The 18,487-nt window shown below is 65.4% G+C and carries 11 protein-coding genes and 2 tRNA genes; 6 read left to right on the top strand and 7 right to left on the bottom strand.

Annotation, left to right across the window (positions count from 1 at the left end; genetic code table 11):
- Positions 1–49 precede the first annotated feature (49 nt).
- Positions 50–1,924: a phosphoenolpyruvate carboxykinase (GTP) gene (locus BMZ70_RS26255; protein ID WP_092281075.1), complete on the bottom strand. Its 1,875-nt coding sequence runs from the start codon at positions 1,922–1,924 to the stop codon at positions 50–52.
- A gap of 282 nt (positions 1,925–2,206) precedes the next feature.
- Here BMZ70_RS26255 and BMZ70_RS26250 point away from each other — a divergent pair, with 282 nt between their 5' ends.
- Entirely contained in the window at positions 2,207–3,199 is a 993-nt protein-coding gene (locus BMZ70_RS26250) for a D-2-hydroxyacid dehydrogenase family protein (RefSeq protein ID WP_092281073.1), read from the top strand.
- On the opposite strand, the gene BMZ70_RS26245 is transcribed toward BMZ70_RS26250, so the two are convergent.
- Entirely contained in the window at positions 3,171–3,929 is a 759-nt protein-coding gene (locus tag BMZ70_RS26245; RefSeq protein ID WP_092281196.1) for an L-asparaginase, read from the bottom strand. The genes BMZ70_RS26250 and BMZ70_RS26245 overlap by 29 nt on opposite strands.
- Before the next feature lie 107 nt (positions 3,930–4,036).
- Between BMZ70_RS26245 and BMZ70_RS26240 the strand changes: the two genes are divergently transcribed.
- On the top strand, positions 4,037–4,522 hold the full coding sequence (locus tag BMZ70_RS26240; protein ID WP_092281071.1) for an asparaginase domain-containing protein: 486 nt from the start codon (positions 4,037–4,039) through the stop codon (positions 4,520–4,522).
- Between the two features lie 5 nt (positions 4,523–4,527).
- On the opposite strand, the gene BMZ70_RS26235 is transcribed toward BMZ70_RS26240, so the two are convergent.
- The 5 genes from BMZ70_RS26235 to BMZ70_RS26215 all read right to left on the bottom strand — a co-directional run bounded on the left by BMZ70_RS26235 (position 4,528) and on the right by BMZ70_RS26215 (position 16,457).
- Positions 4,528–11,268, bottom strand: coding sequence for a hypothetical protein (locus tag BMZ70_RS26235; RefSeq protein ID WP_229205600.1), 6,741 nt, complete (start codon positions 11,266–11,268; stop codon positions 4,528–4,530).
- Between the two features lie 153 nt (positions 11,269–11,421).
- The gene (locus tag BMZ70_RS26230) at positions 11,422–12,318 is read right to left on the bottom strand and encodes a recombination-associated protein RdgC (RefSeq protein ID WP_092281069.1); all 897 of its coding nucleotides are present in this window, start codon (positions 12,316–12,318) and stop codon (positions 11,422–11,424) included.
- Between the two features lie 55 nt (positions 12,319–12,373).
- Positions 12,374–13,906 carry a sensor histidine kinase gene (locus BMZ70_RS26225; RefSeq protein WP_092281067.1) on the bottom strand — a complete coding sequence of 511 codons (1,533 nt, stop codon included), beginning with the start codon at positions 13,904–13,906 and terminating at the stop codon, positions 12,374–12,376.
- Positions 13,907–13,952: 46 nt separating this feature from the next.
- Positions 13,953–15,101 carry a DNA polymerase IV gene (gene dinB, locus BMZ70_RS26220; RefSeq protein WP_092281065.1) on the bottom strand — a complete coding sequence of 383 codons (1,149 nt, stop codon included), beginning with the start codon at positions 15,099–15,101 and terminating at the stop codon, positions 13,953–13,955.
- 93 nt (positions 15,102–15,194) lie between these two features.
- Complete coding sequence (locus BMZ70_RS26215) at positions 15,195–16,457, bottom strand: MFS transporter (protein ID WP_092281063.1); 1,263 nt, start codon at positions 16,455–16,457, stop codon at positions 15,195–15,197.
- Positions 16,458–16,570: 113 nt separating this feature from the next.
- Between BMZ70_RS26215 and BMZ70_RS26210 the strand changes: the two genes are divergently transcribed.
- The 4 genes from BMZ70_RS26210 to BMZ70_RS26195 all read left to right on the top strand — a co-directional run bounded on the left by BMZ70_RS26210 (position 16,571) and on the right by BMZ70_RS26195 (position 18,487).
- Positions 16,571–16,646: transfer RNA gene (locus BMZ70_RS26210), tRNA-Val, on the top strand.
- Between the two features lie 22 nt (positions 16,647–16,668).
- Positions 16,669–16,745: transfer RNA gene (locus tag BMZ70_RS26205), tRNA-Asp, on the top strand.
- A gap of 135 nt (positions 16,746–16,880) precedes the next feature.
- A complete protein-coding gene (locus tag BMZ70_RS26200; RefSeq protein ID WP_092281061.1) occupies positions 16,881–17,363 on the top strand; it encodes a cyclic nucleotide-binding domain-containing protein in 483 nt (160 codons plus the stop codon).
- Complete coding sequence (locus tag BMZ70_RS26195; RefSeq protein WP_092281059.1) at positions 17,360–18,487, top strand: AI-2E family transporter; 1,128 nt, start codon at positions 17,360–17,362, stop codon at positions 18,485–18,487. Before BMZ70_RS26200 ends, BMZ70_RS26195 begins: the two co-directional genes overlap by 4 nt.

Genomic DNA, 18,487 nt, shown 5'->3' with positions numbered 1-18,487 from the left:
CAAAAAAAACCGGGGCACACAGCCCCGGTTTCTGTCTCCTCCGGCCGGCTTATTTTGCCAGGCGCTTCTCGAGGTCGGCTTTCACTGCCTTCAGTTCTTCAGGCAGGTGGTAGGCCAGCTTGGTGAACAGTTCTTCGTGCAGCTTCAGTTCTTCGCGCCATGCATCCTTGTCGATCGAGGTGATGGTTTCGAATTCTTCCGGCGAGAATGGAATGCCGTCCCAGTTCAGGTCGCCGAAGCGCGGGGTGGTGCCGAAGATGTTTTCGATACCGCCAGCCGTGCCTTCGATGCGTTCCAGCATCCATTTCAGGACGCGCATATTGTCGCCGAAGCCAGGCCAGACGAAGTGGCCTTGCTCGTCGGTACGGAACCAGTTGACGCAGTAGATCTTCGGCAGGGTGGCGCCGTTGATCTTGCCCACTTTTTCACCCAGGTTCAGCCAGTGCTGGAAGTAGTCGGCCATGTTGTAGCCGATGAATGGCAGCATGGCGAACGGGTCGCGGCGCACGATGCCCATCTGGCCGGCAGCGGCGGCGGTGGTTTCCGAACCCATCGTCGCGGCCATGTAGACGCCTTCCACCCAGTTGCGGGCTTCGGTCACCAGCGGCACGGTGGTCGAACGGCGGCCGCCGAAGATGAAGGCCGAGATCGGCACGCCGGCTGGATCGTCCCAGGCCGGGTCGATCACTGGATTCTGGGTCGCAGGCACGGTGAAGCGGGCGTTCGGGTGCGCGGCCTTGGTGGTCGAGTCCGGCGTCCAGTCGTTACCTTGCCAGTCGATCAGGTGCTGCGGGGCCGGCTTGCTCAGGCCTTCCCACCACACGTCGCCGTCATCGGTCAGCGCCACGTTGGTGAAGATGGTGTTCTCGCGCAGCGAGGCCATGCAGTTGTAGTTGGTTTTTTCGTTGGTGCCAGGCGCCACGCCGAAGTAGCCGGCTTCCGGGTTGATGGCGTACAGGCGGCCATCGGCGCCCGGCTTGATCCATGCAATATCGTCGCCGATAGTGGTGATTTTCCAGCCTTTGAACGACGTTGGCGGAATCAGCATGGCGAAGTTGGTCTTGCCGCAGGCCGATGGGAAGGCCGCTGCGACGTAGTGTTTTTTGCCTTCCGGCGATTCCACGCCCAGGATCAGCATGTGTTCAGCCAGCCAACCTGCGCCAACACCTTCGCCGCTCTGGGCGTCCTGGAAGCCCATGTTCGAGGCGATACGCAGCGCGAAGCACTTCTTGCCCAGCAGCGCGTTGCCGCCGTAGCCGGAACCGAAGGACCAGATTTCGCGGGTCTCAGGGTAGTGCACGATGTACTTGGTGGAATTGCATGGCCATGCCACGTCTTTCTGGCCGGCTTTCAGCGGCGCGCCCACAGTGTGTACGCATGGCACGAATTCGCCGTCGGTGCCCAGCACGTCGTAGACGGCTTTGCCCATGCGGGTCATGGTGCGCATATTGACCGCCACATATGGCGAGTCCGACAGTTCCACACCGATGTGGGCGATCGGCGAACCCAGCGGGCCCATCGAGAACGGCACCACATACATGGTGCGGCCGACCATGCAGCCGTCGAACAGTGGATGCAGGGTGGCGCGCATTTCGGCCGGGTCCATCCAGTTGTTGGTCGGGCCGGCTTGTTCCTTGGTGGCCGAGCAGATGAAGGTGCGGTCTTCCACGCGCGCCACGTCGGTTGGATCCGAGCAGGCCAGGTAGGAGTTCGGGCGTTTTTCCTGGTTCAGCTTTTTCATGGTGCCGGCGGCAACCATTTCAGCACACAGGCGGTCATACTCTTCCTGCGAGCCGTCGCACCAGTAAATGCGGTCCGGTTTGGTCAGGGCGGCGATCTCCGCGACCCAATTGATGAGCTTTTGCTGTTTGATGTAAGCTGGGGCGTTCAAAGGTGCGACGCCACCCATCACAGGTTGGTTCATGGTACTTCTCCAATGCTAATTAAAATTCTGTGGCGGCAGGATCGTCGTCAGCTTATGGCTAGCGCTCAGAACTCCATTCGAAATGGGTCGGCGGGTGTACGGCGGTCGTGCGCGGCCCGGATCTGGTCGTCGGGCCCGTAGGTTTTGGCCGATTGTACACCCCTCAACAGGCGTTCCATACAAAAATGTAGGAGAATTGGTTGAGTAAAGTAGTAAGCTATTCGACTTGCTTCGTAACCCGTTATTTCCCTACGAAATTAACCAAAACATCGTTTATCTTTCATGAAAATCGCAATTCTTGATGATTACCAGAATGCAACTCAAAGTTTGAAGTGCTTTGAGTTGTTGGCAGACCACGAAGTAAAAGTGTTCAACAGCACTACTCGGGGGCTGGGCCAGCTGGCCATCCGGCTGGCGCCGTTCGATGCGCTGGTGTTGATCCGCGAACGCACGCATTTCAACCGTGCATTGCTTTCGAAATTGCCTAATTTGAAATTAATTTCCCAGACCGGCAAGCTGGCTGGTCATGTCGATGTCGCGGCAGCAACGGAACTCGGGATAGCGATTGCCGAAGGCGTGGGTTCGCCAACCGCGCCGGCCGAGCTGACTTGGGCGCTGATCATGGCTGCGGCGCGCAAGATCGTGCCATATGCGAACAATTTGAAGGATGGGCTGTGGCAGACGGCATCCATCAACCCGCAGTTGAACGGGTTGGGCTTTGTGCTCAAGGGCCGTACGCTGGGGATTTGGGGCTATGGCAAGATCGGCCAGACCGTGGCCGGCTTTGGGCATGCGTTCGGCATGCAAGTGATGGTCTGGGGCAGCGAAGCCAGCCGCGCCAGGGCGGTGGCGGATGGCTGCACAGCAGCGGCCTCGCGCGAGGCCTTCTTTGAGCAGGCCGATGTGCTGAGCCTGCATTTACGCCTGAACGACGCCACACGCGGCATCGTCACCGCCGACGACCTGGCGCGCATGCAGCCGAGCGCGCTGTTTGTGAATACCAGCCGCGCGGAACTGGTGCAGGCGGATGCATTAGAAGCTGCGCTGGCCAAGGGCCGGCCGGGCTATGCGGCGCTGGATGTCTACACTTCCGAGCCGTTGCCGGCAGATTCGCCGATTTTAAAGATACCGACCGTGCTGGCGACGCCACACCTGGGCTACGTCGAGCAGGACAGCTATGAGTTGTATTTCCAGCATGCGTTCCAGAACGTGGTGGATTTTGCCAACGGCGCGCCAGCCAATATCGCTAATCCGTCTGCTCTGGCACGCCGGTAAGGTTGATGCGCGGCGTGGGCATCGCATGCACCTTGCTCCACAAGCCGGCCCAGCCCGGCGGCCAGGTGATTTCCGGCCCGCTGTAGGGCGGCAGCGAGGCGCGTACCGGAATCACCGGCACCGGTGGCATGTCGGTCAGCGGGCCGCCGTCGGGACGTTGCATGTCCAGGCTGTACATATAACCGGGCAGCAAGGCATCGCACACGCTGGCAAACCACGCCGTGTGGTCTTCGTCGCGGCCCAGCGCCTGCGCCAGCCCCTGCGGATCGAACCTGGCCAGCGCGTGGATCAACTCCTCGGTGGTGGCGCCGGGCGAATCGCCCCAGCCCATCACCGGATTGCTGTTGTAGTCGGCGCCCGAGCCGTACCAGCCCTCGCGCCACGAACGCTGCATCCAGTCGCGCGGGCCGGTGAACAAATGCCAGCGCCAGTGCAGCCCGGACGGCTTGGGCCACGAGTACAGGTAGAGTTTTTGATAACCGGCCTTGTGCAGCTCGCGCACCACGGCCATCAGGCGCGCGTGCGGCATGCGGTCGGGCGGGGCGCGGCGGAACAGGATGGCTTCGCCATCGGCAAACTGCACCTCGTCGGTGGACAGATTCAAATCGAGCGTGCGCGCCTCGCTGCCGAAGCGGGCGGAGATCCAGCCGGTCAGCAAATTGACCGTCGTGATGACGCCGTAGCCACGGTGGCGGTGGAAAATAACAGTGCCGGGAGCGAGCGCTTTCATAGTCAGCAAACGAACAAAGAAACCAGTGTAGACATAGTACGCCCAAGTTTCCAGTCCCGGTGTTTAGGTTATGATGCGCATCACTACTTTCATCCTGAACTTTCATCATGACTTTGCGCATCCTCGCCACCGGCGGCACCTTCGACAAACACTACAACGAACTGAACGGCACCCTCGGCTTTGCCGACAGCCACGTGCCGGACCTGCTCAAGCGCTGCCGCCTGACCATCGATGTGGCGCTGGAACAGCTGCCGCTGATGGATTCGCTGGACATGGTGGATGCCGACCGCGAGCGCATCCTGGCCTCGTGCCGCGCGGCCGGCGAGAAAGCCATCGTCATCATCCACGGCACCGACACCATGCCGCAGACCGCACAAGTGCTGGGCCCGGCCAACCTGGGCAAGACCATCGTGCTGACCGGCGCCATGATCCCCTACGAAATCGCCAACTCCGACGCCCTGTTCAACCTCGGCTTCGCGGCCGGCGTGGCGCAGACCCTGCCGCCGGGCGTGTATGTCGCCATGAACGGCAAGATCTTCGCCTGGGACAACGTCCAGAAAAACAAAGCCGCCGGCGTGTTCCAGCCGCTGTAACAAACTTAGCGCGGCGCCGCCAGTATGCCTTGCGACGTGCTAGCCAGCAGGGCTTGCTTGCGCAGGCTGTCGTGCTCGGTGTGGGTGGCGCCGCTGAGCGGCGCGGCGGCGGTGTATTGCTGCAGCGCTGACGCCAGCTGGGCGGCGCTGCTGCCCGGTCCTTGCGCAAACCAGACGTCCGCCGCCGCGTGCGATTGGCCGTCGTCGGTGGTGTAGGTCGAGGTCAGGCCGATCAGGTTGCCATTGTCGACCGCATCGCTGTGCTGCACGTCCAGGTTCAGGCTGGCGATGCGCAGTCCGGACAAGCGCTTCAACTCGCCCGGCTGGCTGACGCCGTCCGCATCGGCATCGATCCACACCCGCAAGGCGCTGTACAGCGAATCCTTCGCATCGATCTTGCCATCGCCATTTTCATCCAGCGCGGCCAGCGCTTCGTAGCCGTTGGAGGCTGTGCTGCCGTTGGCCAGGCGTGTCGCCGAACCGAACAGCTCGCTGCCGTCGTTGATCGCGCCATCGCCGTTGCGGTCCAGCGCCAGCAAGCCGTCGCCGGAGCCGACCCAGCCGGTGGTGCGCTTGTCACCGCTGGCTGCCAGGTCGAACTGCACGCCCGCCTCCAGCCCCAGCGTGCGCACGCCGTTGCCGTCGAGATCGAGCACCAGCGGCGTCTTGAAGGTCATGGCCAATTTCTGGTCGTCGCTGAAAACCGCCTGCTGCGATGGCGTCAGCGCATAGTATTGCGTCGAACTCATCACGTGGGTTTGGGTGGTGGTCAGCTGCGCCAGCTGGGCATTGCTCAGCGACGACATCTGGAACGGCGTCAGCGCGCGGATCTGCTGCGTGCCAAGGCTGGCGATGTCGGCCGCCTCGATCGCTTTTAAATTGGCCGGGCTGAGGTCGGCAATCATGGCCGTGCTCATGGCCGCCAGCTGGGCGCCGGAGAAGGCCGCCATCTGCGCCGCCGTGAACTGGCTGGCGCTGTCGCTCGGCTTGAGCGCCGCCATTTGCGGCAAGGTCAGCGCCGACACTTGCTGCACCGTCAGCGCCAGCAATTGCTCGTCGGTCAGCGCACGGATCACACTGGTGCCGAGCACGGCGATATCGACCGCGTCCAGCACCGCCAGCTGGGCCGGACGCAGGCGCGCGATCGCCGCCGAGTTCAGCGCCGCACACTGGGCCTCGCTTAGCGCCTGCAATTGGGCGTTGCTCATGGCCGCCAGCAGGTTGCCATCCTTGGCCGCCGCATTCAGCAGGGCAGGGCTGATCACCGCCACGTCGTCCAGCGACAGGTAGGCCACTTGCGCCGCCGACAGGCTGGCCAGCTGGGCACTGCCCAGCACCGCCACCTGGTCCGCGCTGAGCGCGGCGATCTGGCTGCCTTTCAGCGCCAGCAGCTGCTGCGTTTTGAGCGCCGCCACGGCCGACAGTTTCAGCGCCCCGATGTCTTCCGCTTCCATCGCGCCGACCACGGTCAGCGGCAACGCCGCCAGCTGTGCGCCGCTCAGGGCTGCGGCCTGCTCGGCCGTCAGCGCCACGGCCTGGGCCGTGGTCAGGCCGGCAAAGGCCTTGGTGCTCAGGGCCGCCATCTGCGCCGTGCTCAGGGCCGCAATGCCCAGGCCCTTGCCGCCCAGCGCGTTCAACTGCTCGGCCGTCAGGCCGGCAATGGCCGCCACGCTGACCGCCGCCAGCGCGTCGAGGCTGAGGGCGCCGATCTCGGCCGCCGACAAGCTGCCGAACTGCACTGCCGTCAGCGCATGCACCTGGTCCGCACTCAAGGCGGTGAATTGGCTGATGCTCAGGCCGTCCAGCTGCGAGGTGCTCAAGGCCGCCACTTGCGCCGTGCCGAGGCCGGCCAGCTGCGCCGCGCTCAGGGTGTGCAAGAAGGTCGGCGACAGCGCGCTGACTTGTTTCTGGCTCAGCGCGCCGATCTGGTCGCTGCCGAAGGCCTTGATTTGCGTGATGCTCAGGAATTGCAGCGCGCTGGTGTTGATGGCGGCGATTTGCGCGCTGCCCAGCAGGTCGAAATTGGCAGCCGCGCCGCCGGCGGTCACGCCCAGCGCGGCGATCTGCGCGCCGCTCAGTGCCGCCACCGCTTGCGTGCTTAGCACGGCGATATCGGTATCGAGCGCGATCAGCGCCTGCTGCGACAGGCCGGCCACCTGGCGCGTGCCCAGCACTGCCACCTGGTCTTCGCTGAGCGCCGCCACCTGCGCCGGGCGCAGGCCGGCGATCTGCTGCGACGCCAGATTGATGATCTGGCGCGTGGTCAGGCTTTGCAGCTGATCCGCGTTCAGGCGCGCCAGCGCGCCCGTGCCCAGTCCCGAGATGGCCTGGGTGTTGAGCGCGGCCAGGCTGTCGCCGCTGAAGGCGGCAATCTTGGTGTCGCTCAGGGCGTTGACCTGGCGGCTGGACAGCACCGACACTTGCTCCGTGGTCAGGGCCGCCAGCTGGGCGGCGCTCAGCACCGCCATCTGCGCCGAGCCGAGGCCGACAATGGCGCGCGTTTGCAGCACCGCCACGTCGTCCGCTTCGATCTGGGCCAGCGCCGCCAGCGACAGCGCACCCAGCTGGCTGCTGTTCATGGCGGCCGCCTGGTCGGCGCTGAGGGCCACCGCCTGCGCGGCGGTCAGCCCGCCCAGCGTGCTGCTGCCCAGCGCGGCAAACTGGGCCGTGCTCAGGATGCCGAACTGGTCCGCCGTCAAGGCGGCCAGCTGCGACGCGGTCAAGCCCTTGATGGTGGTGACCTTGAGCGCGGCGATGTCTTCCAGGTCGAGCGCGCGCAGATCGGCATTTTCCAGCGCCGCCAACTGGGCGCTGTTGAAGGCGCCGACCTGGTCCGAGCTCAGCGCCTGTGCCTGCTGGGTGCGCAGGCCGGCCAGCGCACTGGTGCGCAGCGCGGCGATTTGCGCCGTGCTCAGGGCCCAGATGGCGGTGTCGCCGCTGCCATAAGGATCGTTGCCCAGCACGCTCAACTGCGCCGCACTGAGCGCGGCAATCACGGCCGGCTTCAGCGCCGCCAGGTTGTCGGTGTTGAGGGCGGCGATTTCGCGCAGCGACAGGCCGGCCAGTTGCGCCGAACTGAGCGCGGCGATCTGCGCCGACTGCAGGTTGAACATCTGGTCGCTGTTGAGCGCGTTGAGCTGCTTGGTGCTGAGCGCCGCAATCTGGCGCGTGCTGAGCGCCGCCACCTGGTCGGTGCTGAGCGCGGCCAGCACGCGCTCCGACAGGCCGGCAATCACGCTGGTGTTGAGCACCGGGATATCGTTCAACTGCAAGCCTTGCACGGCGTCCGAGTTGAGCGCCGAGAACTGCGCCGAGGTCAGCGCCGCCAGCTGGGCGCTGACCAGGCTGGCCACCTGGTCGCTGCTGAACACCGCCACCTGGCGCGTGCTCAAGGTCGCCAGGGTGGCGGCACGCAGCGCGGCCAGGTCGGCCGTTTCCAGCGCCGCGATATCGGCCGTGCTGAAGGCGCCCAGCTGCATGCTGCTCAGCGAGGCCGCCTGCGCGGTGCTCAGCGCAATGATCTGGTCGACGGTGAGGGCGGCGATGGCGCGCGTGCCCAGCACGCTGAGCTGGGTGGTGCTCAGCGTGCCGAACAGGCTGCCGGCCGGGTCGGCGCCGAGCGCCGCCAGCTGCGCCGTGCTCAGCGCCACCAGCATGGCCGTGCTCAGCGCGCGCATGCCGTCGCTGCCGATGGCGGCCACGTCCTCCGGCGCCAGGCCGGGCAGGTTGCGCGTGGTCAGGCCGGCGATCTGGCGCGTGCCCAGCGTGGCCAGTTGGTCCGGCGCCAGCGCGTCCAGCTGCTGGCTGCTGAACACTGCGAATTGTTGCGAGCTCAGGCTATTGAGCTGGTTCGAATTGAGCGCCGCGATCATGTCGGGCGACAGGCTGGCCAGGAATGCCGGGCCCAGCGCGGCCAGGCTGTCGCTGCCAAAGCCGGCCACCGCCTCGCTCGGCAAAGCGGCCAGCTGGCGGCTGTTGAGCACGTTGAATTGCGCCGGCGTCATCGCCGCCAGCTGGTCACTGTTGAGGGCGGCGATTTGCTGCGTGCTCAGCGCGGCGATGGCGGCGGTGCGCAGGGCGGCAAAGTCGACCGCTTCCATCGCGGCCAGCGCTTCCACCCGCAAGGCGCGGGCCTGGTCGCTGCTCAGCGCCGCCACCTGGCTGGTGCTCAGGGCGATCACTTCATCACTGCTCAGGCCAGCCAGGGTGTTGGTGCGCAGCGCCGCGATCTGGCGCGTGCTCAGCGCCTGAATGTCCATGTCCAGCGCCGTCAGTTGCGCCGAACTGAGCGCGGCAATCGCGCTGGTGCTGAGCGCGGCAATGCCGGCGCTGGTGATGGCGGCCACGGCGTCGAGGCTCAGGCTGGCCAGTTGCTGCGCGCCCAGCGCGCCGATCTGCGCCGAGCCCAAGCTGGCGATCTGGTCGATGGTCAGCGCATTCAGCTGTCGCGAGCTCAGCACGCTCATCTGGCGGGTGCTCAGTCCGGCCAATTGTTCGGTGGCCAGCACCATCAGGGTGTCGGTCGCGATGGCGGCCACGGTGGCGGTCGACAGTGCGCCGAGGTCCTGGCTCTGCAAGCCCATCAGGGCCGGATAGTTGAGGGCGGCGAACTGCTTGCTGCTCAACACGCTCGCTTGCAGCGTGCTTAGCGCCGTCACCTGATCGGCATTGAGCAGCGCCATTGGCAAAGCGCCGAGGCTGGCGATCACGCTGGTGCTGAGCGCGGCCAGGTCGGCCGTTTCCAGCACCGGGATCAGCTTGGTCGACATCACGGCCATCTGGCTGCTGTTCAATGCGGCCGCCTGCGCCGTGCTGAGGGCAACGATCTGGTCGGTGGTGATGCCGCTCAGCGCGCGCGTGGTCAGGGCGGCGATTTGCGCGGTGCTGAGCACGCCGAACAGGCTGCCGCCGGCGTCCGCGCCAAGCGCCGCCAGCTGGCTGGAATTGAGCACGCCGATGGCGGCGGTGCCAAGCGCGCGCATGGCGCTGCTGCCCAACACGCTGATGTCGTCGCTGCCCAGCGCGGCCGCCTGCAGCGCGCCGAGGCCGATCAGTTGCCGCGTGCTCAGCGCAGCGATCTGGGTGGTGGTGAAGGCGTTGATCTGGGCGCTGCTCATCACCGCCAGGTGGCGCGAGCCGATGCCGGCCAGCTGCGCCGTGCTCAGCGCCCACAACAGCTGCGGGTTCAGCAGCGGCACCGCGCTGGTGGTCAGCGCGGCCAGGTCGGCGCTGGACAGGCCAGCCAGGGTGTCGCTGCTGAGCGCGGCCAGCTGGCGGCTGCTCAGCACGCCAACCTGGGCCGGGCTGAAGGCGGCCAGCTGGGCGCTGCTCAACACCGCCATCTGTCTGGTCGACAAGGCCGCGATCACCTGGGTCTTGAACGCGCCGAAGTCGGCCGCCTGCAAGGCTTGCACCGCCGCGGTGGACAAGGCGGTAATCTGCTCGCTGCTCAGGGCGGCGGCCTGGCGGCTGGTCAGCAGCGCGGCCTGGCCGGCGTTCAGGGCCGCCAGCGTGGCGCTGCGCAGCGCCGCGACCTGGGCCGTGGTCAAGCTGGCGATGGCGCTGTAGTCGTCGCCGCCCAGCACGCTGAACTGCTTCGAGCTCAGCGCGGCAATCGCGGCCGTGTTCAGGAACGGCAGGTCGCCGCCGTCCAGCGCGAGCACGTCTTCGGTGGCTAGCCCGGCGATCTGGCGCGAACCAAGCACGTTCAGTTGCGCGGTGCGCAGGTTGGCGATCTGGTCGCTATTGAGCGCGACAAACTGGACGCTGCTCAGGGCGCTGATCTGCTGGGTGGTGAAGGCGCGGATCTGGTCGGTGTTGAGCTGCGCCAGCACCGCCGTCGCCAGCTGCGCCACCGCGCTGCTGCTCAGGGCCGCCAGGTCGGCGGTCGGCAAGCCGGTCAGCGCGTCGCTGTTCAGGGCCGCCACCTGGCGGGTGCTCAGCGCGGCAAACTGGGCGGTGGTGAAACCAGCCAGCTGGCCGGCCGACAGCAGCCCGATCTGGCGCGTCGACAGGCCGGCAATGGTGGCGGTTTTCATGGCGCCGATGTCTTCGGCTTCGAGCTGGGTGAAGTTGTCCGAGGCCAGCGCCGCCAGCTGCGCCGAGCTCAGCGTGGCGGCCTGGCGCGTGGTCAGGGCCACCGCCTGGTCGGCGGTCAGGGCGGCGATTTGTTTGCTGGACAGCGCCGCGATCGATTGCGTGCTCAGCGCGGCAAAGCCGTCGACGCTGATGGCCTGGATATCGTCGCTGGACAGGGCCGCGATCTGGCGGCTGGCCAGCGCGGCCAGCTGCTGGGTCAGCATGACGCCGAAATCGGACGCATCGAGCGCGGCGATGTTGGCGGTGCTCAGCGCGGCCAGGTCGGCCGTTTCAAACGCCACGATGATGCCCGGCGTCAGGCTGGTCAGGTTGGTGAAGGCGGCGGTGCCGAGCGCGGCCACCTGCGCCGTGGTCAGCGCCACGATCTGGTCGGAACTCAGCGCGCCCATCAGCGCCGGCACGGCGGCGCCGGCCGCATTGAGCACGGCCGGCTTGAGCGCGGCCACGTCCTGGGTGGTCATGGCGGTGAAGTTGGTGGGCACCAGCGCCGCCAGCTGCTTGCTGCTGAATGCTGCCACCTGATCGGTGCGCAGGGCCGCCACCTGCTCCGGGAGCAAGTCGAGGATGTCGTCGGTGCTCCAGGCGGCAATCGTCGCAACGGACAAGTTGGCGATATCCTGGGTGCTCAATCCGATCGGCCCGCTCATAGAAATTCCTCTTTTGCTAAGACTTTTCACTATAGCAGAGATTGCCTTAATTTCCACATGGCAACGGTGAATTTTTATGCCGGGCGCCACAAAGAAAATGCCGCGAAATCAACGACTTCGCGGCATTTTTAATTGAACGGCAAGGGATGGGGATTACGCCTTGGCTTCGCCGCCCAGCGCTTCCACCACGTCGGCCATCAGCTTGGCCAGTTCGCCGGTCATCAGCATGAAATCGCCGTCGAAGCGCTCGTCGTCGTTGCGCACGCCGGCGTCTTTTTCATCGAGCACGTCCAGCGGCTTGATGCCCTTGATGGCCAGCTGTTCGGTCAGCACGAAGGAAATCTTGCTGTCCCAGGTCATGGCCAGGCGGGTGCACTGCTTGCCGGCGGCGATGTGGCGGCGCACTTCTTCCGGATCCAGCGAGTGCTTGACGTAACGCACCGCCGCCTTGCTCTCGCCGGTGGCGCGCAGTTCGGTGTCCATGTCGACCGTGAAGCCGGCCGGCGCTTCGTCGGTCTGCAGCCATTCGGTCATCACGCCGACCGGCGAGCGCTGCACGCGCAGGCTTTCCAGCGGCAGCTTGTCGACCGCCTTCAGCAGCAGCTTGATGACTTCGTCGGCCTTGGCCGGGCTGGCGGCATCGACCACCAGCCAGCCGTTGACCGGGTCGATCCAGGTCCAGACGTTGGAGCGGATCGAGAAGGCGCGCGGCAGCAGTTCGTCGGCCACGCGTTCCTTCAGTTCCTTCATCGCCTTCTTGCCCGGCGCGAAGCCCTGGGCTTCTTCCATCTCGGCGGCGCGGGCCTTGGCGACCTGGTTGATGACGCTGTTCGGCAGCAGTTTTTTCTCGGTGCCCAGCACGATCAGCATTTGCTTGTTGACCACGTGCACCAGGCCGCCGTTCGGGCGCGGCTTGTCCCAGCCCTGGCGCAGCAATTCATTGCTGCTGGCCGGGGTGAACGCCTGGCTGGCGAGCGCGTCTTCGAGTTGTTCGGGGGTGTAGGCCCAAGGGGCCGGCAGACGGTAAATCTGTAGATTCTTGAACCACATAAAGTTGACAGGCCTTGTTTCGGAATTGGCAAAGGAGCGCCATTTTACACGCTAATCAAGGCGCAACCAGCGGGATGGTGACGTCAAACCGCGCCCCCGCCCCCGGCGCACTGGTCAGCTCCAGTGTGCCGCCCAAAATCTGGTAGACGATGTTGTGGGCAATATGCAACCCCAGCCCGCTGCCGCCCTGTCCCAGCCGCGTGGTGTAGAACGGTTCGAACACGTGGCTGTGCAATTCCGGCGCGATGCCCTTGCCGCCGTCGATCACGGAAATCGTCACCTTGTCGGCGCTGGCGGCCCAGGCGCGCAAGGTAATCACGCCACCATTGCCGTCCAGCCCGTGCTTGGCGGCGTTCTCGATCAGGTTGGTGATGACCTGCCCCAGCGGACCGGGGAAGCTGTCGAGCTCCAGCCCGTCCGGCACATACTGCACCACCTGGCAGTTGGCGCGCTTCAGCATCGGCTGCAAGGTCATCTGCGTTTCATGCACCACCTGGTGCAGCAGGAAGCGGCGCCGCTGCGAGCTGGCGCGGTCGGCCGCCACCTGCTTGAAACTGCTCATCAGCTCGGCCGCGCGCTGCAGGTTGCGCATCGCCAGGTCGGCGCCCACTTCCACCGAGTGCAGGAACTCCTCCAGCACCGAGCGCTTGATGCCCTCCTGCATCTTGCCACGGAACGTGCGTAAATCGTCGCTCAGCGTGCTGACCGCCATCAGGCCGTTGCCGACCGGCGTGTTGAGCTCGTGCGAGACACCGGCCACCAGCGAGCCCAGCGCCGCCATCTTTTCCGCCTTGACGATCTCGGCCTGGGTGTTTTTCACGATATCGCGGATCGCTTGCAGCAGCCGTCCCGCCTCGCCGCGCGCATCGGCGCGGATCTGCTGGCTCCAGTCGCCGCCGGCCACGCGCTGGGTGATCTTCAGCGCGTCCAGGATGGGCTCGGCAATGCTGCGGCGCACGGTGTTGAAGATCAGGATGAACACCACCACGATCAGGGCAAACATGGCCACCAGCGACCACGCCATCCGCTGCACCTGCTCGCGCGCGTCGCGTTCGTCGTCGGCATTGCGCTGGCGCGCCAGCTCCACCACCCGCTCGATCACGGCGCGCTGCTTTTCGTAGGTCGCTGCCAGCCGCGCCAGCGCGCGCCGGGCCTGCACCGCCTCGCCGTCGCGCAGGGCCGGCACCAGTTGTTCGAAGGCGGTTTTGTAGAACGACTGCGCCAGCGTATGCGATTGCGTCAGGAAGCGGACTTCCAGTTCGCCGCTCAAGCCCTGGCGCCGCCAGTACTGGTAGCGCTGCTGGTAGGTCTGCTCAGCGGCCTGCAGCCGTTGCAGCAGCGGCTGCGCATGCACCGGGTCGGCGTCCATCAACTGCAGCGCGATCAGGTAGGACTCCACCAGGTAGGCCGGCGGCGGCAGGATGTCGGCCACCAGATCCTGTCCCTGCATGATGCGTTCATAGATCGGCCCGTTGACGCGGATTTCCGCCAGCGTGCGGTAGACGATGGCCCCGCACAAGGCAAAGCAGGCAAGCGAGACCACCAGCAGCAGGCGGAAGCGTTGTTGGATACTGAGGTGCTCCAGCATATCTGTGACTCCAGGCGAACGATGCTGCTAGCAATATACAACGGTTTCAGGCGAATAAATCGCCCTGCACCGGCACACGCCGCGCGACTGTTGCGCCGGGCGCTTCCAGCGTGCTGGCGCGCACCCCGAGCAGGCGCAGCTTGCGTTGCAGCGGCACCCGCTTCAGGCATTCGCGCGCGGCCTGCAGGATGGCGCCGGCGTCGGCCACCGGCTGCGGCAAGGTGACGTTGCGGCTGACGATCTGAAAGTCGTCGTAGCGCAGCTTGATGCTGATGGTGCGGCTGACATAACCCTTGCGTTTGAGGTCGTCCGCGAGACGATCGCACAGCGTGGTCAGGATGCCGGACAAGGTCTCGCGGTCCTGGCGCGCATGCAGGTCGCGCTCGAAGGTGGTTTCGCGCGAGATGGATTTGCTTTCGCGGCTGGTGGAAATGCCACGCTCATCGATGCCATGCGCGGCGCGCGCCAGCCAGGCGGCGTAGTGCGCGCCGAAATAATCCTGCAACAGGCCGGCGTCGGCCTGCGCCAGTTGGCCGATGGTCTCGATACCGAGCGACGCCAGCTTGGCGGTGGCCTTGGGCCCGATGCCATTCACCTTGCGCACATTGAGCGGCCAGATGCGCTCAGGAATTTCATCCATGCCCAGCACCGTCAGGCCGTTCGGCTTGTCCAGGTCCGAGCAGATCTTCGACAACAGCTTGTTGGGCGTGACGCCGATCGAACAGGTCAGCCCGGTGGCGTCCTGCACCGCCTGCTTGATGCGCGCGGCCAGCGCATGCGTTTCGCCCTCCACGGCGGTCAGGTCGACAAAGATTTCATCGATGCCACGGTCTTCGATATCGGGCGCGATGCAGGCCACCGCTTCCTTGAACAGGCGCGAGTAGTGACGGTAGGCGTCGAAATTGGCGGGCAGCAGGATGGCGTCCGGCGCCAGCTTGGCCGCCTTCATCATGCCCATCGCCGACCCCACGCCAAAGGCGCGCGCCTCGTAGGTGGCGGTGGTGATCACGCCACGCCCGACATAATCGCGCAGGCGCTTGAAGACATAGGCCCCGTCGGCGCGCTGCTCGGGCGCATAGCCGCGTCCGCCGATCACCACCGGCTGGCCGCGCAGCTGCGGATAGCGCAGCAGCTCGACCGATGCGAAAAACGCATCCATGTCGATGTGGGCAATGCGGCGGTCGGCGTCGGCCATGATGCAGGAATAATACTGTGAATAAACACAGTATCGCCCGAAACCTGCGATCCCGCAAGCCGGGGAGCCAGCCACGGCCACCGGCCACAGCCGCTAGCCGCGCCGCACCGCCGTCACCACCAGCAGCGCGCCAGCCGCCAGGCTGGCGGCGATCAGGTAGATGCCGCTGGCGGTGCTGCCGGTGGCGTCGCGGATCGCGCCCACCAGGTAGGGCGCGACAAAGCCGGCCAGGTTGCCGATGGAATTGATCATCGCAATCCCGGCGGCCGCCGCCGCGCCGCCCAGCATGGCGGTCGGCAAGCTCCAGAAAATCGGGAAGGTGCTGAGGATGCCGGCCGTGGCCACGCTCAGCGCCGCCAGCGCGATCACGGTATTGTCGCTGTAGACGGTGGCGGCCGCCAGTCCCAGCGCGCCGGCCAGCGCGGCGGCGGCCGTGTGCCAGCGCCGCTCGCCCGTGCGGTCCGAGTGGCGCGCCGCCAGCACCATCGTCAGCGCCGCCACGCCGTAGGGAACGGCCGACAGCAGGCCGATATCGAACACATCGGTCACGCCGCTGTTCTTGATCAGCTGCGGCAGCCAGAAGCTGACGCCGTACAAGCCCATCACGCACAGGAAGTACACCAGCGCCAGCAGCCACACCCTGGCGCTGCCGAACAGGCGGGCCAGCGGCAGCTGCTGTTGCTGGCTGCGCTCGGCGGCCAGTTCGCGTTCCAGCGCCTGCTTGTCGTCCTCGCCGAGCCAGCGCGCGGCGCGGATGCCGTCATCGAGATAGAACAGGGTCCACACGCCCAGCAGCACCGAGGGCAGGCCTTCCAGCAGGAACAGCCACTGCCAGCCGGCCCAGCCGTTGAGGCCGGCGAACGCCGTCATGATCCAGCCCGACAGCGGCCCGCCCACCACGCCGGCCACCGCCACCCCGCTCATGAACAGCGCCACCATGCGTGCCCGCCGCTGCGCCGGATACCAGTAGGTCAGGTACAGGATGATGCCGGGGAAGAAGCCGGCCTCGGCCACGCCGAGCAGGAAGCGCAGCACGTAAAAGCTGGCCGCGCTGGTGGCAAACATCAGCGCCGAGGAAATCAGGCCCCAGCTGATCATGATGCGGGCGATCCAGATGCGCGCGCCGGTGCGCGTCATCAGCAGGTTGGACGGCACCTCGAACAGGAAATAGCCGAGGAAGAAGATACCGGCCCCGGCGCCATACACGGCGTCGCTGAATTGCAGGTCGGCCTGCATCTGCAGTTTGGCGAAGCCGACATTGACGCGGTCCAGATAGGCAGCAACGAAGCACAGGAACAGGAAAGGCATGAGGCGCCGGCTGACGCGGCTGTACAGTTGATCAAGATTGTTATTCATGAATTTTCTAAATTATTTTCAAAAACCCTTGCGGAAGTGAATTAGCCTCCTATAGAATACGGCCTCGTTCAGCAGTTGTAGCAGTTAAATGAAACAACACTGACAAGTTTTCTGGGTGCTTAGCTCAGTTGGTAGAGCGGCGCCCTTACAAGGCGTAGGTCGGGAGTTCGAGCCTCTCAGCACCCACCAGCAAAACTTAGCAGAACGAATTGGAGCGGTAGTTCAGTTGGTTAGAATACCGGCCTGTCACGCCGGGGGTCGCGGGTTCGAGCCCCGTCCGCTCCGCCAATATTCAGAAGAAGGCCCGATGTTCGCATCGGGCCTTTTTCATTTGGTAACTGTGCTTTCTGAGCAACAGATGCACAGCAGCAGCACAAAACCGGCGACAATATCCCCCTGCCCATCCCCGTCCCGGAGTTCCCCTTGATTTTCGGTTTCCTCAAATCGCCCGAGATGTCGCCGCGTTTGCTGCGCCTGAAAGAATCGGCCCTGTTCTCGTCGCTGACGCCGCTCGAGCTGAAAATCGTGGACGGCCTGATGCACGAACGCCGCTACCTGGCCGATGAAATCATCTTCGACGAAGGCGAGGAAGGCCAGGCCCTGTACCTGGTGATGTCGGGCCGCGTCATCATCAGCCGCCAGCTCGATGCGGGACGCGAAGTGGTGGCCGAACTGTCGGCCGGCTCCTTCTTCGGCGACCTGGCCCTGCTCGACAACTCGCCGCGCAACGCCCAGACCCGCGCGCTCGACAACTGCGAACTGGCGGTGTTCTTCCGCGCCGACTTCATGGGCCTGATGGAAACCGATCCCGTGATCGGCTACAAAATCTCGCTGGCCCTGGCGCGCCACATCGGCCGCCGCCTGCGCGACTGGATGACCGGCAAACCACAAATCGAGGCGCTATGAATCTGCTGCCGTCCCAACAGCGCGGCGGGCCGGTGGTATGGAGCGGCATCATCGCCGCCACCTGCGTGCTGCTGTTCCTGTTGCAGCAGATGCTGTTCCTGGCGATTCCATTTTTGCTCGGCATCGTGCTGTACTACATCCTGCAACCACCGGCGCAGCGCCTGGTGCGCATGGGCTTCAGCCAGAACGCCGCCACGCTGCTGGTCGGCGCGGTGTTCCTGCTGATCGTGGCGCTGGCTGTGATGACGGCGGTGTTCTGGAAATCCTCGCCCGAGACTTCGTGGCAAGACATGATGGGCACCTACCTGCAAGGCGGGCTGGACTTCATTCGTCACACGCTGACCGCGCTGGAAGAACAATTCCCCATCCTGCGCCAGGTACAGTTGGCCGAGACCATCAACCAGCGCATGAGCGCGTTCACGGGCGACTTCATCCAGTCGCACCTGACCGACATCCTGGTGTCGACAGCGGCGTGGCTGCCGTCGCTGCTGCTGGCGCCGTTCCTGACCTTCTTCTTTTTGCGCGACGGCCTGCGTTTTAAAAAGTTTTTGGCGCGCGCCGTGCCAAACGCCTTTTTCGAGCGCACCCTGTGTCTGCTGCATGAAGTCGACCAGACCGCGCACCGCTACTTCCAGGGCCTGATCCGCCTGACCATGCTCGACACCGTGGTGCTGGCGTTCGGCCTGTGGGCGATCGGCGTGTCATCGCCGCTGGTGCTGGGCTTGATCGCGGCGGTGCTGGCGTGGGTGCCGTACGTGGGCTCGATCGTCGGCTGCGTGCTGGTGGTGATGGTGGCCTCGACCGACGCGCCGGCCGATCCGTCGGTGGCCTACCTGGCGATTGGTGTGTTCATCTGCGTGCGCCTGCTGGACGATTTCGTGTTCATGCCGCTGACGCTGGGCCGCAGCCTGCACATCCACCCGCTGATCACCGTGCTGATGATCTTCATCGGCGGTTCGGTGGCCGGGGTGGCGGGGCTGATGCTGGTGCTGCCGCTGCTGGGCGTGGTGATGGTGATTGGCGAAACGCTGGGTCGCCTGATCACCGACCCGCGCCTGCGCGCGCGCCATCGCAACGCAATGGACCTGCGCGCCAAACAAGCCAGCTACGACCTGAGCTCCTGA

Origin of the sequence: Duganella sp. CF402 (genome assembly GCF_900109645.1) — a bacterium.
Classification (GTDB): domain Bacteria; phylum Pseudomonadota; class Gammaproteobacteria; order Burkholderiales; family Burkholderiaceae_D; genus Rugamonas.
Note: the sequence above shows the minus strand (reverse complement) of the source record. Positions and strands in the feature narration are given on the sequence as shown.

Excerpts from the sequence above, each read along its gene's own strand:
- BMZ70_RS26225 (WP_092281067.1), bottom strand. The coding sequence starts at position 13,906 with ATGCTGGAGCACCTCAGTATCCAACAACGCTTCCGCCTGCTGCTGGTG.
- BMZ70_RS26240 (WP_092281071.1), top strand. The coding sequence starts at position 4,037 with ATGACTTTGCGCATCCTCGCCACCGGCGGCACCTTCGACAAACACTAC.
- BMZ70_RS26230 (WP_092281069.1), bottom strand. The coding sequence starts at position 12,318 with ATGTGGTTCAAGAATCTACAGATTTACCGTCTGCCGGCCCCTTGGGCC.
- BMZ70_RS26245 (WP_092281196.1), bottom strand. The coding sequence starts at position 3,929 with ATGAAAGCGCTCGCTCCCGGCACTGTTATTTTCCACCGCCACCGTGGC.
- dinB (WP_092281065.1), bottom strand. The coding sequence starts at position 15,101 with ATGGCCGACGCCGACCGCCGCATTGCCCACATCGACATGGATGCGTTT.
- BMZ70_RS26215 (WP_092281063.1), bottom strand. The coding sequence starts at position 16,457 with ATGAATAACAATCTTGATCAACTGTACAGCCGCGTCAGCCGGCGCCTC.
- BMZ70_RS26250 (WP_092281073.1), top strand. The coding sequence starts at position 2,207 with ATGAAAATCGCAATTCTTGATGATTACCAGAATGCAACTCAAAGTTTG.
- BMZ70_RS26195 (WP_092281059.1), top strand. The coding sequence starts at position 17,360 with ATGAATCTGCTGCCGTCCCAACAGCGCGGCGGGCCGGTGGTATGGAGC.
- BMZ70_RS26255 (WP_092281075.1), bottom strand. The coding sequence starts at position 1,924 with ATGAACCAACCTGTGATGGGTGGCGTCGCACCTTTGAACGCCCCAGCT.
- BMZ70_RS26235 (WP_229205600.1), bottom strand. The coding sequence starts at position 11,268 with ATGAGCGGGCCGATCGGATTGAGCACCCAGGATATCGCCAACTTGTCC.